This window comes from Nocardioides pelophilus, from assembly GCF_014180685.1.
Lineage (GTDB): Bacteria > Actinomycetota > Actinomycetes > Propionibacteriales > Nocardioidaceae > Nocardioides > Nocardioides pelophilus.
Map to the genome: position 1 here is coordinate 1 of NZ_JACEHF010000075.1, position 14,077 is coordinate 14,077.

The following is a 14,077-nucleotide window of genomic DNA, read 5'->3' on the forward strand; positions in this document are numbered from 1 at the left end:
GTTCGGCGTCGCGCGGCAGACCGCCGGCGCCGACGCCGGCACGATCAAGATCGCGTGGCAGCGGGACTGGTTCGACATGCCGTCGACCGCCCACACGTTCCTCGAGATCATCAAGGACAACAAGGCCCCGGACACGCTGCTCAAGCGGATGTCGGTCTCGGGCCACGACGTGCCCGGCCACTACCACCACGCCGACCTGCCGAGCCCCGTCTGGCCGCCGCCGGTCGAGCGTGGCGACTACCTGACCCAGCAGCCCGCGGAGGCCGACGCATGACCATCACGAACCCACCCGCCCACCAGCTGGTCGACGGCAAGCTGACGGGCGCGAGCGACGGCGCGTCGTACCCGATCCTCAACCCGGCGACGGGGGAGCAGATCGGTGTCGCTCCCGACAGCACGGCCGCCGACGTGGACGCCGCGATCGCCGCCGCCCGCCGGGCCTTCGACGAGACCGACTGGTCGACCGACGTCGAGCTGCGGGTGCGCTGCCTCCGGCAGCTGCACCAGGCGCTGCTCGACCACGCCGACGAGTTCCGCGCGCTCACGACCGCCGAGGTCGGCATGCCCGGCTTCATGATGGGGGCCGCTGGCTTCGACGTGCCGGTCGAGGGGCTGAAGTGGGTCACCGACCTGCTGGAGTCCTACGCGTGGGAGACCGACCTCGGGGTGGCCCAGCCGATGGGCATCCCGAGCCGGCGCAGCGTGGTGCGCGAGCCGGTGGGCGTCGTCGCCGCGATCACGCCGTGGAACGTGCCCAACCAGATCAACCTGGCCAAGATCGGGCCGGCGCTGGCCGCCGGGTGCACCGTCGTGCTCAAGCCGGCGCCGGACACCCCGTGGGTGGCCTGCGAGCTCGGCCGGTTCGTCGCCGAGCACACCGACATGCCGGCCGGCGTGTTCAACGTCGTGACGCCCCGCTCCAACCAGGTCGCCGCGGTGCTGGCGTCCGACCCGCGCATCGACATGGTGTCCTTCACCGGGTCGACCGCGACCGGCCGCGCCATCATGGCCGCCGCAGCGCCGACGTTGAAGAAGGTGTTCCTCGAGCTCGGCGGCAAGTCCGCCGCGATCGTGCTCGACGACGCCGACGTGGCCGCATCGGCGGGCGCGACCGCGTTCGCCGCCTGCATCCATGCCGGCCAGGGCTGCGCACTGACCACGCGCCTCGTCGTACCTCGGGAGAAGTACGACGAAGCCGTCGAGGTCGCCGCAGCGACGATGGCGTCGATCGGCATCAACGATCCCGCCGACCCCAACGCGATCTGCGGACCGGTCATCAGCCAGGTCCAGCGCGACCGGGTCGAGAGCTACCTCCGGCTCGCCGAGGAGGAGGGCGGCCGGATCGTCACCGGCGGCAAGGTTGTCGACAAGCCCGGTTTCTGGGTCGAGCCCACGGTCGTCGCCGGCCTCGACAACTCCTCGCGCCTGGCGCAGGAGGAGATCTTCGGCCCGGTGCTCGTCGTCATCCCGCACGACGGCGACGACGACGCCGTCCGGATCGCCAACGACAGCGAGTTCGGCCTCTCGGGCTCGGTCGACTCCGGTGACCTCGAGCGGGCGAGGTCGGTCGCCCGGCGGATCCGCACGGGCACCCTCGCGGTCAACGGCGGGGTGTGGTTCAGCCCGGACGCGCCGTTCGGCGGCTACAAGCAGTCCGGGCTCGGTCGCGAGATGGGTGTGGCCGGGTTCGAGGAGTACCTCGAGACCAAGACGATTGCGGAGCCCGCGTGAGATCGAGCGAAGCTCGGGCTCACGAGTACGGGCGAAGGTCGAGCAAGCCCGCGACCGAGGAACGAGGTCGCGACGGCGCGTCGAGACCCGGTGAGACGAAAGGCAGCATCAGCCAATGAGATTCGAGAACAAGATCGTCGTCGTCACCGGCGCGGCCCAGGGCATCGGCGAGGCCTACGCACGGGCACTCGCCGCTGAGGGAGCGGCCGTCGTGGTCGCCGATCTCAACGAGGAGTCGGGTGCCAAGGTGGCGGCCGCCATCAACGAGTCGGGCGGCCGGGCGATCTTCGTCGCGACCGACGTCTCGTCGGCGGACTCCGCCTCAGCGCTGGTGACCCGCACCGTGGAGGAGTTCGGCGGCATCGACCACCTGGTCAACAACGCTGCGATCTACGGGAGCATGGAGTTCAACCTGCTCATCTCCGTCGACTGGGACTACTACAAGAAGTTCATGTCGGTGAACCTCGACGGTGCGCTGGTGATGACCCGGGCCGTCTACCCGGAGATCGCCAAGCGCGGCGGCGGCGCCATCGTGAACCAGAGCTCGACGGCGGCGTACCTCTACTCCGGGTTCTACGGCCTGGCCAAGGCCGCCACCAACAGCCTGACCCAGCAGCTCGCTCACGAGCTCGGCGGCCAGGGCATCCGGGTCAACGCCATCGCGCCCGGGCCGACCGACACCGAGGCGACGCGGGTCCAGGCCGGAGACGCGGCCAAGGACATCGTCCGCAACTCGCTGGCCATCAAGCGGATGGGCACGGTCGACGACATGGTCGGCGCGCTGCTCTACCTGCTCTCCGACGACGCGTCGTGGGTCACCGGCCAGATCCTGGCCGTCGACGGCGGCCAGACGTTCAGGCTCTGACATGACCGACGACATGACCGACGACACGACCGGTGACACGAGCGACAAGTTCGCCGACCTCCCGGAGCTCCGCGCCAAGGGGCTGCGCAAGATGGAGGAGGTCTACGGGTTCGAGATGACCGACGGTGAGGGCGACTTCTTCCGCTACACCGCCGACCACCTCTTCGGCGACATCTGGCAGCGCCCCGGCCTGACGAACCGTGATCGCCGGCTGTTCCTCATCGGCATGCTCGTCGGGCAGCGCGCCGACGACGTGCTGGGCATCCAGATCCCCGCGGCGTTCGCCAACGGCGAGCTCGACGAGCAGCAGCTGCGCGAGCTCGTCATCCTCGCCTGCCACTACGACGGCTGGCCGAACGGATCCCGGATGAACTCCGTGGTCGAGGAAACGATCGGCAAGGCGAAGCGGAAGCGCTAGATGTCAGCGCAGGATCAGCCGGACGGCGGTCTCCATGTGCTGCGCGGTCTCAGGCGCGGTCGAGCGGCCCGTGACCCAGGCCATCAGCGCCGAGAGCCAGACGTCGCCGATCACCCGCGCGAGCACGACGTCGTCGTCGGTGATCGCCTCGCTGTCGGCTGCCGTGCCGTGCATGGCGTGGGTGACGATCGAGGTCATCGACATGCCGACCGCGTGGATCTCGTTGGCCACGCTGGCGTCGGCGAACATGAACGCGCGGGTCAGCGCCTCGGTGAGCTTCGGGTCACCCTGCATGCCGCGGGTGAGCCGCTTCAGGACGTAGAGGACGCGATCGCCGGGCGTGTCGCCAGGGATCTCGCGGACCTTCAGCTTGTCCTGGGCGTCCTCGAACTCGCGGTCCAGCGCCGACACGAGCAGGTGGATCTTGGACGGGAAGTAGCGGTAGAGGGTGCCGAGGGCGACGTCGGCCTGCTCGGCGACCGCGCGCATCTGTACGGCGTCGAACCCGCCCTCCTTGGCCAGCTCGTAGGTGGCGTCGAGGATCCGCTTCCGGCGATCGCGCTGAGCGGCGCTCCCGGCACTGTCCTGGCGCTCTTCGGTCGAGGAGTTGGCGATGGTCACGACGGTCTCCCATGCGACGTCGGCGGGCTCGGATGTGCCTTGCGTCACTGGAATGGCGCACCTGAGCATGGATGTTGAGTTCGGCGGCGTCCTCGGCGATGGCTCGCAGGTGGACGCCCGAATATAGGCTACTCGTACGTGTCCCATAATAGGAACACGTTCTACGTCTGGACTGCCCTGCTCCACTCCGGAGCTCGGCGCCGCGACTCAGCGCAACGAGCCAGCGCCGGGGATGAAGCCTGAACCGGAGAGAAGAGGGGGAGTCAGCATGCGGATCGCGATGCTGTCGTACCGCAGCAAGCCCCACGTGGGCGGGCAGGGGATCTACATCCGCCGCCTGAGCCGTGAGCTCGTCGCCCTCGGGCACACCGTCGAGGTCTTCTCGGGGCAGCCCTATCCCGACCTCGACGAGGGTGTCGTCCTCACCAAGGTGCCGAGCCTCGACCTGTACCGGCCGGGGGACGAGTTCCGCAACCCGCGGCCGCGCGAGTTCCGCGACCTCATCGACGTCGAGGAGTGGCTGCGGATGCGCAGCGGCGCCTTCCCCGAGCCGCTCACGTTCGCCAAGCGCGTGGTCAAGCTGCTGCGGGCGCGCCGCGACGACTTCGACGTCGTCCTCGACAACCAGACCCTGGCGACGCCGGTCCTCGAGGTCGAGCGCTTCGGCCTGCCCCTGGCCTCGACCATCCACCACCCGATCACCATGGATCGCGCCATCGAGCTTGAGGTCGCGCCGTGGGTGCGCAGGAAGCCGACCTCGCGGTGGCGTCTCGAGTTCCCCAAGATCGGCGTGTGGCGCTGGTACTCCTTCCTCGCCCAGCAGAAGCGCACCGCGCCCCGGCTCCGTCAGGTCATCGTGCCGTCCGAGTCCTCCAAGCGTGACGTCGTCCGGGAGTTCGGCGTCGACGCGGCGCGCATCGAGACGATCCTGCTCGGCGTCGACGACCGGTTCAGCCCGCCGACCGCGCCGCGGGTCCCCGGCCGGATCCTCGCCATGGCGAGTGCCGATGCGCCGCTCAAGGGCATCCACATCCTGCTCGAGGCGTTCGCCAAGCTGCTCACCGAGCGCGACCTCGAGCTGGTCCTGGTGACCAAGCCCAAGGAGGGCGGCGTCACCGAGAAGCTCATCGACAAGCTCGGCATCGCAGGGAAGGTCAGCTTCGCCAACGGCCTCACCGACGACGAGCTGGTCGCGCTGATGGGATCGGCCGAGCTGGCGTGCGTGCCGTCGCTCTACGAGGGCTTCTCGCTGCCGACGGCCGAGCTCATGGCGTGCGAGACCCCGCTGGTGGTGTCCCGGGCCGGCGCCATCCCGGAGGTCGTCGGCCCCGACGGTCTGTGCGCGGACGTGGTCGAGCCCGGCGACGTCGGCGCGCTCGCGCACGCCGTCGCCGCCCTGCTCGACGACCCGGAGCGGCGGGCGCGGATGGGCGCTGCCGGCCGCGAGCGGGTCAAGGAGCTCTTCAGCTGGAGCGCGGTCGCGGTCAAGACCGCCGACGTGCTCGCCGACGTGATCAACCAGTACGACGAGGAGCAGGCAGATGCTGACCGTTGACTTCGACCGGCTCGGCCTGCGGCCGGGCGACCGCGTCCTCGACATGGGTGCCGGCGCCGGACGCCACAGCTTCGAGATGTACCGCCGCGGCGCCGACGTGGTCGCGTTCGACATGGACGCCGAGGAGCTCGAGAGCGTCCAGGACCTCTTCGTCGCCATGAGGGAGGCCGGCGAGGTGCCCGCGGGCGCCGAGGCCGACGTGAAGCAGGGCGACGCGCTGCAGCTGCCGTTCGGCAACGGCGAGTTCGACCGCATCGTCGCCGCCGAGGTGCTCGAGCACATCCACGCCGACGTCGACGCGATCAAGGAGCTGGTCCGGGTGCTGCGCCCGGGCGGCACCCTCGCCATCTCGGTGCCGCGCTGGCTGCCGGAGGTCATCAACTGGAAGCTGTCCGCCGAGTACCACAACGCCGAGGGCGGCCACATCCGCATCTACACCGACCACGAGCTGATCGACAAGGTCACCAAGGCCGGTCGGTTCAACGACGGCACGCCCGGCGACGCGATGATCTTCGAGGGCAAGGACTACGCGCACGGCCTGCACGCGCCGTACTGGTGGATCAAGTGCGCGGTCGGCGTCAACAACGACGACCACCCGCTGGCGAAGGCGTACCACAAGCTGCTCGTGTGGGAGATCATGAAGCAGCCCACCGCGCTGAAGCTGGCCGGCAAGGTGCTCGACCCGATGATCGGCAAGAGCATGGTGCTGTACTTCCGCAAGCCGGAGGCACCGCAGAGTGCCTGACGTCTCCGAGATCCCCCTCGCCCGCCTCCCGTACGTCGAGGGCGTGCTGAGCGCCGTCGACATCGCCGAGACTGCGGCGTCGATCGCTGCCATGCAGGAGCCGTGCGGCGCCATCCCGTGGACGGTCGGCGAGCACACCGACATCTGGAACCACGTCGAGGGCGCGATGGCGATGCTCGTCGGCGGACAGGTGGCTGCCGCGGAGCGCGCCTACGCGTGGATCCCGACGATGCAGCGCGCCGACGGCTCGTTCCCGATGAAGATCGTCAACGGGGAGGCCGAGGACGAGCGCGGCGAGGTCAACATGTCGGCGTACTTCGCCGTCGGTCTCTGGCACCACTGGCTGGTCCGGCGCGACATCCGCTTCGTCGAGACGTACTGGCCCTCGGTGCGCGCGGCGCTCGACTGGGTGGTGTCGCTCCAGGAGCCGTTCGGCGGCATCCGGTGGACGCCGGTCGACGACTTCTGCCTGCTGACCGGCAACTCGAGCATCTACCACTCGCTGCGCGCCGGGGTGGCGCTCGCCGACCTGATGGACGACCCGCAGCCCGAGTGGGAGCTGGCGGGCGGGCGGCTCGGCCACGCGGTCCGCGCCCACCGCAACCTGTTCGCCGACAAGAGCACCTTCTCGATGGACTGGTACTACCCGGTGCTCGGGGGTCCGGTGCGGGGCCGCGACGCGTTCGAGCTGCTCGAGTCACGCTGGGACGACTTCGTCGTGCCCGGGCTCGGCATCCACTGCGTCGACACCAACCCCTGGGTCACCGGCGCCGAGACCTGCGAGCTCGCGATGGCGCTCGACATGCTGGGCGACCACCGCCGCGCGGTGCGGCTGTTCACCGACATGCAGCACCTCCGGGGCGAGGACGGCAAGTACTGGACGGGATGGGTCTACGGCGACCCGGACCAGGTCGAGCTCACGAACGACAAGGGTGAGCTCGAGCCGCGCAACGTGCACTGGCCCGACGAGCACACGACCTACACCGCGGCTGCGGTGATCCTCGCCGCCGACGCGCTGGGGGAGACCTCCGGCCACAGCAGCCCGGGCTCCGGCATCATGCGCGGAACGTCGCTGGCGCCGCACTTCCAGGAGATCGCGCTGGAGTGCGACTGCGCCTCACCCTCCGAGCGGGTCGCCCGCCGTTCCTGAGGTGCGTCGCAGCACCCGCATCGACCCGACCGCGTCGACCTCCTCGAACGCGCCGCTGGCGAGCGCAGGCAGGTAGATCTGCTCGTACGGCGGCCGCCCGCCCTCCGCGGGGTCCTCGAACACGTCGTGAATGGCGAACAGGCCACCCGCCATCACCCAGTGCGCCCAGCTGCGGAAGTCGTCCCGGGCCGGCTGCTCGCCGTGCCCGCCGTCGATGAAGAGCAGGGAGAGCGGGGTGCGCCAGTGCGCAGCGACGGTCGTGGAACGGCCGACGACGGCCACGACCACGTCCTCGAGCCCGGCTCGCGCGATGGTGCGGCGGAAGGTCGGTAGCGTGTCCATCAGGCCGAGCTCGGGATCCACGACGGTCGGGTCGTGATGCTCCCAGCCGGCCTGGTTCTCCTCGGAGCCGCGGTGGTGGTCGACGGTGAAGACCGTTCCGGCGACCGCGCGCGCGGCCGCGCCGAGGTAGACGGCCGACTTCCCGCAGTAGGTGCCGACCTCGAGCGCCGGCCCGTGGGGGAGACGCTCCCGGGCGACCCGGTGGAGGAGCTCGCCCTCGTCGGGCGGCATGAACCCCTTGGCGGCGAGCGCGTGCTCGAGCAGGTCGGGCGGCATCGTGTCGGTCACGGGCCGACTCTAGTACTCTTAGAACACGTTCTAGTTTGGGCGCTCCCCGCTGGTTGAGGTGCGAGCGCAGCGAACCGCGAAACCAAGGGGAATCCATGTCGATCGGTGTCACGGACGAGCACGAGGAGCTGGCGTCCAGCCTGCGCAAGTGGGCGGCCAGCCTCGGTGCGATCGAGGCGATCCGCGCCGCCGAGGGCCGCGTCGACGAGCGGTTCGACGACGTGTGGGCGGCCGCGGAGGAGATGGGCGTGACGGCGATCGCCGTCCCCGAGTCGGCGGGCGGGGGCGGCGGCTCGGTCCTCGACCAGGCGGTCGCGCTCGAGGCGTGCGCCTACGAGCTGGTGCCGGGTGGTCTGCTCGGCGCCGCGGTCGTCGCGACGGCGTCGGGCACTCCCGGGCGGCACGGCGTCCAGGTCCGTCCCGGCGGGATCGTGTGGGACGGCGGCACCGCGGGGACGGCCGATCCGGTCGCGGGCGTCGACATGAGCGCGCGCCACGGTGCGGCGGTCGCGGGTGGCGAAGCCGAGGAGCGGGTCCGTCGTACGGCAGTGACGCTCGCCGCCGCCGAGGCGTCCGGCGTCGCGCGCTGGTGCCTCGACACCGCGGTGGAGTACGCCAAGGTGCGCGAGCAGTTCGGGAAGCCGATCGGGTCGTTCCAGGCGATCAAGCACCTGTGCGCCGAGATGCTCGAGACGGCCGAGGCGGTCGCCGCAGCCGCGTGGGACGCCGCCTCCACCGCCACGGTGCTCGACCAGGGACAGGACGACGACGAGCAGTGGGCGTTCGCGGTCGACGTCGCCCAGACGATCTGCTTCGACGGCGCGGTCGAGGTCGCCAAGTCGTGCATCCAGGTCCTCGGCGGGATCGGCTTCACCTTCGAGCACGACGCCCACCTCTACCTCCGGCGCGCGGTGTCGCTGCGCGCGCTGGTCGGTCCGGCCGACGAGGCCGCTGCCCGCCTGACCGCCGCCGCCGTCGCAGGAGTACGCCGACGCGTGGACGTCGACCTCGACGGTCTCGACGAGCCGATCCGCCCCGAGATCCGGGCGACCGCCGAGCGCATCGCCGGCGTGCCGGAGGCCGACCAGCGTGCCGTGCTGGTCGAGACCGGCTATCTCACGCCGCACTGGCCGGCGCCCTACGGGCTGGCCGCCGACGCAGCGACCCAGGTCGTGATCGACCAGGAGCTCGCCCGCGCGGGGGTGACCCGCCCGGACCTGGTGATCGCGGGCTGGGCGGTCCCCACCATCCTCCAGCACGGCACCGACGCCCAGCGCGAACGGTTCGTCCGGCCCTCGCTCCTCGGTGAGCTCACCTGGTGCCAGCTCTTCTCCGAGCCGGGCTCCGGCTCCGACCTCGCGTCGCTGCGCACCCGGGCGACCCGGGTCGACGGCGGCTGGTCCCTGTCCGGCCAGAAGGTCTGGAGCTCGGTCGCCGAGCGCGCGGACTGGGCGATCTGCCTGGCGCGCACCGACCCGGACGTCCCGCAGCACAAGGGCATCACCTACTTCCTGGTGGACATGAAGTCGGCCGGGATCGACGTGCGGCCGCTGCGGGAGATCACCGGCGAGGCCCTCTTCAACGAGGTGTTCCTCGACGACGTCTTCGTGCCCGACGACTGCGTGGTCGCCGAGCCCGGCGACGGGTGGCGACTGGCCCGCACCACCCTGGCCAACGAGCGGGTCGCGATGGCCAGTGCCCGCCTCGGCAAGAGCGTCGAACGGGCCGTCGAGCTGGCCGAGGCCGGACTCGGCCCGGTCGAGACTGCGCGGGTCGGGCACGCGGTCGCGCTGGCCACCGTGTGCGGCCTGCTGGGCGTGCGCACGACACTGCGGGCGATCGGCGGCCACGGACCCGGCGCCGAGTCGAGCGTGGCCAAGCTGCTCGGCGTCCGCAGCCGTCAGACGTCGTCGGCGCTGGTCGTCGAGCTGCAGGGCGACGCGCTCGCCGCGATCGGCCCGATCGAGCGGGATCTCGACGGCCTCCCGGCAGACGTCTGGGAGATGCTCAACACCCGCTGCCTGTCGATCGCGGGCGGCACCACGCAGATCCTGCGCAACGTCGCGGGGGAGCGGATCCTCGGCCTGCCCCGCTGAGTCGACCCGGCTCCAACTTGGCGACGGGTCGGCCGGAATCAGCCCAGAGTTTGTGACGGGTCGGCCTGCTCGACGCGCCAGGAGTTCCAGTGCCAGTGGAGGTAGCGGTCGATGGCGCGCACGATGTGCAGGCCTCGGATCGAGGGGATCACGTCGAAGGCGTGCTGCGCGTGGGGGAGCTCGACGTAGACCACGGACCGCTTCGACGTCTCGCGGAGCCGCTGCACGAGCTGGCGGGCCTGCTCGACCCCGACCAGGGTGTCGTTGCGACCGTGCACCACGAAGAAGTCGGGGGCGTCGGCGGTGACGCGCAGCAGCGGGGTCGCGGCCTCGTAGACCTCGGGTGCGGTGGCGTAGGGCTGCTCGAAGACCCGCTTGGCGAGGAACAGGTCGCGCATGAGCTCGACGTTGCGCTGTCCACTGACCCCGGCGATGTCGAAGACGCCGTAGTGGGGGACCGCGACCTGCACGCTCGTGTCCTGCTCCTCGAAGCCGGGCTGGTAGGCCGGGTCGTTGGGGGTCAGTGCGGCGAGGGCGGTGAGGTGACCGCCGGCGGAGCCACCGGTGATCGCGACGTAGTCCGGGTCGCCGCCGTAGTCGGTGATGTTCTGCTTGATCCACGCGATGGCCTGCTTGACGTCGACGATCTGCGCCGGCCACTTGTTGCGCGGGGCGAGCCGGTAGTTGACCGACACGCACACCCAGCCCTTGGCCGCCATCCGCTCCATCAGGGCGAGGCCCTGCTCCTCCTTCTTGCCGATGGTCCACGCGCCGCCGTGGACGTGGAGCAGCACCGGCGCGCCGGAGGACGGAGTGTTCGTCGAGGTGTAGATGTCGAGCATCCCGCGCTTGCCGTACGGCGCGAACGGCACGTCGCGCTGCACCTCGACGCCGGCCCGGCGGCGCTCCCGCCCGAAGGCGAACGGGTTGGCCACGCGGCGCCACGGGGTCGCGAGATCGGCCGGCGTCGGCGCCTCGTCGAGCTGCTCGACGTAGTGGACCCCGAGCGCCTCGACCAGCGCTTCCTCGGCCAGGTGGGCGGAGCGCTGGCTCTGCACGATGAGATAGCCCAGCCCGGCGACGCTCGCGCCTGCGAGCGCGAGGCCCAGCGGGTCGCGCCGGCCGCGCGCGAGCTGGCCGGCGGTGTCGGCCGCGGTCAGCGCGAGGACGTGCGGGGCCAGCTCGCCGGTCAACCAGCCCGCGAAGAACGACGGGACGCCCAGCCGGAAGCCGGGCAGCGGGCGGATGGCGTTGGCGGTGAGCGCAGCGGTGACCGCCTGGCGCACGACGTAGCGGTTGACCATGATGTGAAGATTAGCGGGGGATTGGTGCAGAATAGAACTCGTTCTAGTTTCGAGGCTCGCCTCGCTCGAACTGCTACCACCGGAATGGGGTCACGGAATGGATCGTCTGTCGGGGCTCGATGCGAGCTTCCTCTACCTCGAGACGCCCGCGCAGCTCATGCACGTCTGCGGCGTGATCGTGCTCGACCAGACCACGATGCCGGAGCCGTACTCGTTCGCCGCGCTGATGGCGAAGATCGACGAGAACGTCCACGACGTGCCGGAGTTCACCCGCAAGATCCGCGGCGTGCCGATGGGGCTCGACCACCCCGTCTGGGTGCGTGACCAGCAGTTCGACATCGAGCGGCACGTGCACCGCGTGGCGGTGCCGAGCCCCGGCGGCTACCGCGAGCTGATGGACCTCTGCTCGCACCTCGCCGCCCTGCCGCTCGACCGCTCCCGACCGCTGTGGGAGATGTGGGTGATCGAGGGCTACCGGCCCGACGGTCCCGACGGTGCCGCGGGCGACGAGCGGGTGGTGATCTTCTCGAAGATGCACCACGCCACCGTCGACGGCGTCTCCGGCTCGAACCTGATCTCGCACCTGTGCTCCCTGGAGGCCGACACCCCGCCGCTCGCGCTCGGCCCGAAGAAGGGCCACCCGCGCGACCCCAGTCGTCGCGAGCTCCTCGGCCGGGCCGTCATCGGTACGGCGGCCAAGCCGGTCACGCTCGCCAAGGTGCTGCGCCCGTCGGCCGAGCTGATCACCAAGAGCATCGGGCGGGCTCGCCAGGGGGTCGCGATGGCGGCGCCGTTCTCGGCGCCTCGGACGTCGTTCAACGGCACCATCACGGCGCACCGGTCGATCGCGCTCGCCGATCTCAGCCTCGACCACATCCGCGACATCAAGAAGGCGACCGGCACGACCGTGAACGACGTGGTGCTCGCGCTCGCCGGCGGTGCGCTGCGCGCCTACCTCGACGAGCGCGGCGAGCTGCCGGCGACCTCGCTGATGGCCAGTGTCCCGGTGAGCGTCCGCGAGTCCTCCAAGCGGGAGCAGGGCGCCAACAAGGTGTCCGCGCTGTTCACCAAGCTCGGCACCGACATCGAGGACCCGCTGGAGCGGCTCGAGATGCTCGCGGAGCGCAACCGCCACGCCAAGGACCACCACAACGCGATCAGTGCCGACGCGCTCCAGGACTGGGCCGAGTTCGCCGCGCCCCGCGTGTTCGGGCTCGCGGTCCGCACCTACGCCAACCTGCGGCTCGCGGAGAAGCACCCGGTCGTGCACAACCTGGTGATCTCCAACGTCCCCGGACCGCCGGTCCCGCTCTACTTCATGGGCGCCCGGATCACCGCGCTCTACCCGCTCGGCCCGGTCTTCCACGGTGCCGGCCTCAACCTGACCGTGATGTCGAATGCCGGCAAGATCCACGTCGGTGCGCTCGCCTGCCGCGAGTCCGTGCCCGACGGCGACGCGCTGGTCAAGCACTTCCCGGGCGAGCTCGAGCGGCTCCGGAAGGCCGTCGCGAACCGCTGATCAGGCGGGTCGGCTCCGCCGTGCGAAGTCGCGCCGGCGCGCGTTGACGGTCAGCGTCGCCTCGAGCAGGGCGGGGACGAACCGCTCGGCGGCGAGTACGCAGGCAGCGTGCCCGGCCCGCACCTCGTGGATGGTCGCGCCGGGGATCGACCGGGCGAGCCGGATCTGTCGCTCGGTCGGGATCACCTTGTCCTTGGTGTTGACGACGACCGCGGTCGGTACGTCGATCCGGCCGATCCAGGGCCGCGAGTGGTGCCGTCCGAGCGCCGCCAGCGCCTGGCCGACCGCCCAGGGGCTGGTCGAGCGGAACTCGCGCAGGGCCCACTCGTGCATGTCGTTGGGGTCGAGGGCGAGCCGGCCGGAGGCGGCGCGGGCGGCGGCGAGCGCCGTACGGCTGCGGATGAGCCCGCGGGTCGCCAGCATGCTCGTCTCCATGCCCGTGAAGAACGCCCGTTCGACCGGGGTGAGGCGGAACCGGTCGGTGGTCGCGCACAGCACCAGCCCGGAGATCTTGTCGGGGTGCTGGCGCCAGACGCGCTGGGCGACGATCGACCCCATCGAGTAGCCGGCGACGATCACGTCGTCGAGGTCGAGCAGGTCGATCAGCGCGCCCACGTCGTCGGCGCAGTCGGCGAGCGAGAAGTGCTCGCTACGGATGCCCTGGCCGTGCCAGCGCTGGTCGAGGGTGACCACCCGGAACCGCTTCGACAGCGGCCGGATCGCCGGGAACCAGGTGAGCAGCCCGGTGCAGCCGAGGGCGTGCAGGAGCACGATCGTCGGCGACTGGGGGTCAGGGCCGGGTGTGTCGGTGACGTACGTCGACCCGCCCCGGCCGGGGAGCTCGAGCAGCTGGCCCTCGGGGATCGGGGCCCACGGCAGGTAGACCCGGTTGCGCACGACGCCCAGCGGTGTGACCCCCATGGGGCCACCCTAGAACAGGTTCCAATGCGAGTGGGTCAACTGTCCCGGATGGCGCGTGCGCGGCACGCCGACGCTCTTGCGGCTCGAACAAGGCATGTGACGGAGACGTACATGCATCCGGAAGTAGAACACGTTACAGTTCTGCTTGTGGAACCCGAAGAGATCAGTGCGGTACGAGCGGTCGTCACCGAGGTCCTGGAGCGCTCCGGCGACTGGGCTGCCTGGCAGGCGGCCGGCCTGACGGCGCTGCCCCTCCCCGAGGAGTACGGCGGCGACGGGCTCGGTCTGGAGGCGGTCGCGGTCCTGCTGCGGGAGTCCGGGCAGCGCGCCCAGCGGCTGCCCGCCTGGGAGACCCTCTGCTGCGCCGCGCTGACGCTGGCCGCCCACGGCACCGAGCCGCAGCGCAAGGAGCACCTGCCCGCGATCGTCGAGGGTGCCGTGCTGACGCCTGCCCTCAAGGACCCGCGCGGCACGGTCACCACCTGCGCCGGCGGCCGGGGGGCGGGCCGCAAGGTCGCGGTG

The 14,077-nt window shown here is 71.0% G+C and carries 14 protein-coding genes; 10 read left to right on the forward strand and 4 right to left on the reverse strand.

Annotated elements, in window-relative coordinates:
• From H0488_RS13140 to H0488_RS13155, 4 genes are all read left to right on the forward strand, one after another.
• Positions 1-274, forward strand: a 274-nt coding sequence (locus H0488_RS13140; RefSeq protein ID WP_220794547.1) for a hypothetical protein, incomplete at its 5' end; no start/stop codon positions are given.
• Positions 271-1,731 (forward strand): aldehyde dehydrogenase, encoded by a 1,461-nt coding sequence (locus H0488_RS13145; RefSeq protein WP_183099728.1) that lies wholly within the window; start codon positions 271-273, stop codon positions 1,729-1,731. The genes H0488_RS13140 and H0488_RS13145, both read left to right, overlap by 4 nt.
• 115 nt (positions 1,732-1,846) lie before the next feature.
• Positions 1,847-2,596, forward strand: coding sequence for an SDR family oxidoreductase (locus H0488_RS13150; RefSeq protein ID WP_183099729.1), 750 nt, complete (start codon positions 1,847-1,849; stop codon positions 2,594-2,596).
• Between the two features lies 1 nt (position 2,597).
• Positions 2,598-3,014: a carboxymuconolactone decarboxylase family protein gene (locus tag H0488_RS13155; protein WP_246372048.1), complete on the forward strand. Its 417-nt coding sequence runs from the start codon at positions 2,598-2,600 to the stop codon at positions 3,012-3,014.
• A gap of 3 nt (positions 3,015-3,017) precedes the next feature.
• On the opposite strand, the gene H0488_RS13160 is transcribed toward H0488_RS13155, so the two are convergent.
• Entirely contained in the window at positions 3,018-3,683 is a 666-nt protein-coding gene (locus tag H0488_RS13160) for a TetR family transcriptional regulator (protein ID WP_312856328.1), read from the reverse strand.
• 220 nt (positions 3,684-3,903) lie between these two features.
• On the opposite strand from H0488_RS13160, the gene H0488_RS13165 reads away from it, so the two are divergent.
• Genes H0488_RS13165 through H0488_RS13175 form a run of 3 tightly spaced genes read left to right on the forward strand, consistent with a single transcriptional unit; the run spans position 3,904 to position 7,085 of the window.
• On the forward strand, positions 3,904-5,190 hold the full coding sequence (locus H0488_RS13165; protein WP_183099731.1) for a glycosyltransferase family 4 protein: 1,287 nt from the start codon (positions 3,904-3,906) through the stop codon (positions 5,188-5,190).
• Positions 5,177-5,935, forward strand: coding sequence for a class I SAM-dependent methyltransferase (locus H0488_RS13170; RefSeq protein ID WP_183099732.1), 759 nt, complete (start codon positions 5,177-5,179; stop codon positions 5,933-5,935). The genes H0488_RS13165 and H0488_RS13170 overlap by 14 nt, the downstream gene beginning before the upstream one ends.
• Positions 5,928-7,085 carry a prenyltransferase/squalene oxidase repeat-containing protein gene (locus tag H0488_RS13175; protein WP_312856329.1) on the forward strand — a complete coding sequence of 386 codons (1,158 nt, stop codon included), beginning with the start codon at positions 5,928-5,930 and terminating at the stop codon, positions 7,083-7,085. The genes H0488_RS13170 and H0488_RS13175 overlap by 8 nt, the downstream gene beginning before the upstream one ends.
• On the opposite strand, the gene H0488_RS13180 is transcribed toward H0488_RS13175, so the two are convergent.
• On the reverse strand, positions 7,053-7,715 hold the full coding sequence (locus tag H0488_RS13180) for a class I SAM-dependent methyltransferase (RefSeq protein WP_312856330.1): 663 nt from the start codon (positions 7,713-7,715) through the stop codon (positions 7,053-7,055). The genes H0488_RS13175 and H0488_RS13180 overlap by 33 nt on opposite strands.
• 95 nt (positions 7,716-7,810) lie before the next feature.
• Here H0488_RS13180 and H0488_RS13185 point away from each other — a divergent pair, with 95 nt between their 5' ends.
• Positions 7,811-9,811: an acyl-CoA dehydrogenase family protein gene (locus H0488_RS13185; protein ID WP_183099733.1), complete on the forward strand. Its 2,001-nt coding sequence runs from the start codon at positions 7,811-7,813 to the stop codon at positions 9,809-9,811.
• A 38-nt stretch (positions 9,812-9,849) separates the two neighbouring features.
• On the opposite strand, the gene H0488_RS13190 is transcribed toward H0488_RS13185, so the two are convergent.
• The gene (locus H0488_RS13190; RefSeq protein WP_183099734.1) at positions 9,850-11,115 is read right to left on the reverse strand and encodes an alpha/beta hydrolase; all 1,266 of its coding nucleotides are present in this window, start codon (positions 11,113-11,115) and stop codon (positions 9,850-9,852) included.
• A gap of 97 nt (positions 11,116-11,212) precedes the next feature.
• Between H0488_RS13190 and H0488_RS13195 the strand changes: the two genes are divergently transcribed.
• Complete coding sequence (locus tag H0488_RS13195; protein WP_183099735.1) at positions 11,213-12,634, forward strand: WS/DGAT/MGAT family O-acyltransferase; 1,422 nt, start codon at positions 11,213-11,215, stop codon at positions 12,632-12,634.
• Here the strand turns inward: H0488_RS13195 and H0488_RS13200 are convergent, their stop codons facing one another.
• Positions 12,635-13,555 (reverse strand): alpha/beta fold hydrolase, encoded by a 921-nt coding sequence (locus tag H0488_RS13200; protein ID WP_183099736.1) that lies wholly within the window; start codon positions 13,553-13,555, stop codon positions 12,635-12,637.
• 147 nt (positions 13,556-13,702) lie between these two features.
• Between H0488_RS13200 and H0488_RS13205 the strand changes: the two genes are divergently transcribed.
• A partial coding sequence (locus H0488_RS13205; RefSeq protein WP_312856331.1) for an acyl-CoA dehydrogenase family protein occupies positions 13,703-14,077 on the forward strand: 375 nt, incomplete at its 3' end.

What these genes read in the sequence shown, in the direction of transcription:
- H0488_RS13145 (WP_183099728.1), top strand. Translation starts at nt 271, where the DNA reads ATGACCATCACGAACCCACCCGCCCACCAGCTGGTCGACGGCAAGCTG.
- H0488_RS13150 (WP_183099729.1), top strand. Translation starts at nt 1,847, where the DNA reads ATGAGATTCGAGAACAAGATCGTCGTCGTCACCGGCGCGGCCCAGGGC.
- H0488_RS13155 (WP_246372048.1), top strand. Translation starts at nt 2,598, where the DNA reads ATGACCGACGACATGACCGACGACACGACCGGTGACACGAGCGACAAG.
- H0488_RS13165 (WP_183099731.1), top strand. Translation starts at nt 3,904, where the DNA reads ATGCGGATCGCGATGCTGTCGTACCGCAGCAAGCCCCACGTGGGCGGG.
- H0488_RS13170 (WP_183099732.1), top strand. Translation starts at nt 5,177, where the DNA reads ATGCTGACCGTTGACTTCGACCGGCTCGGCCTGCGGCCGGGCGACCGC.
- H0488_RS13185 (WP_183099733.1), top strand. Translation starts at nt 7,811, where the DNA reads ATGTCGATCGGTGTCACGGACGAGCACGAGGAGCTGGCGTCCAGCCTG.
- H0488_RS13190 (WP_183099734.1), bottom strand. Translation starts at nt 11,115, where the DNA reads ATGGTCAACCGCTACGTCGTGCGCCAGGCGGTCACCGCTGCGCTCACC.
- H0488_RS13195 (WP_183099735.1), top strand. Translation starts at nt 11,213, where the DNA reads ATGGATCGTCTGTCGGGGCTCGATGCGAGCTTCCTCTACCTCGAGACG.
- H0488_RS13200 (WP_183099736.1), bottom strand. Translation starts at nt 13,555, where the DNA reads ATGGGGGTCACACCGCTGGGCGTCGTGCGCAACCGGGTCTACCTGCCG.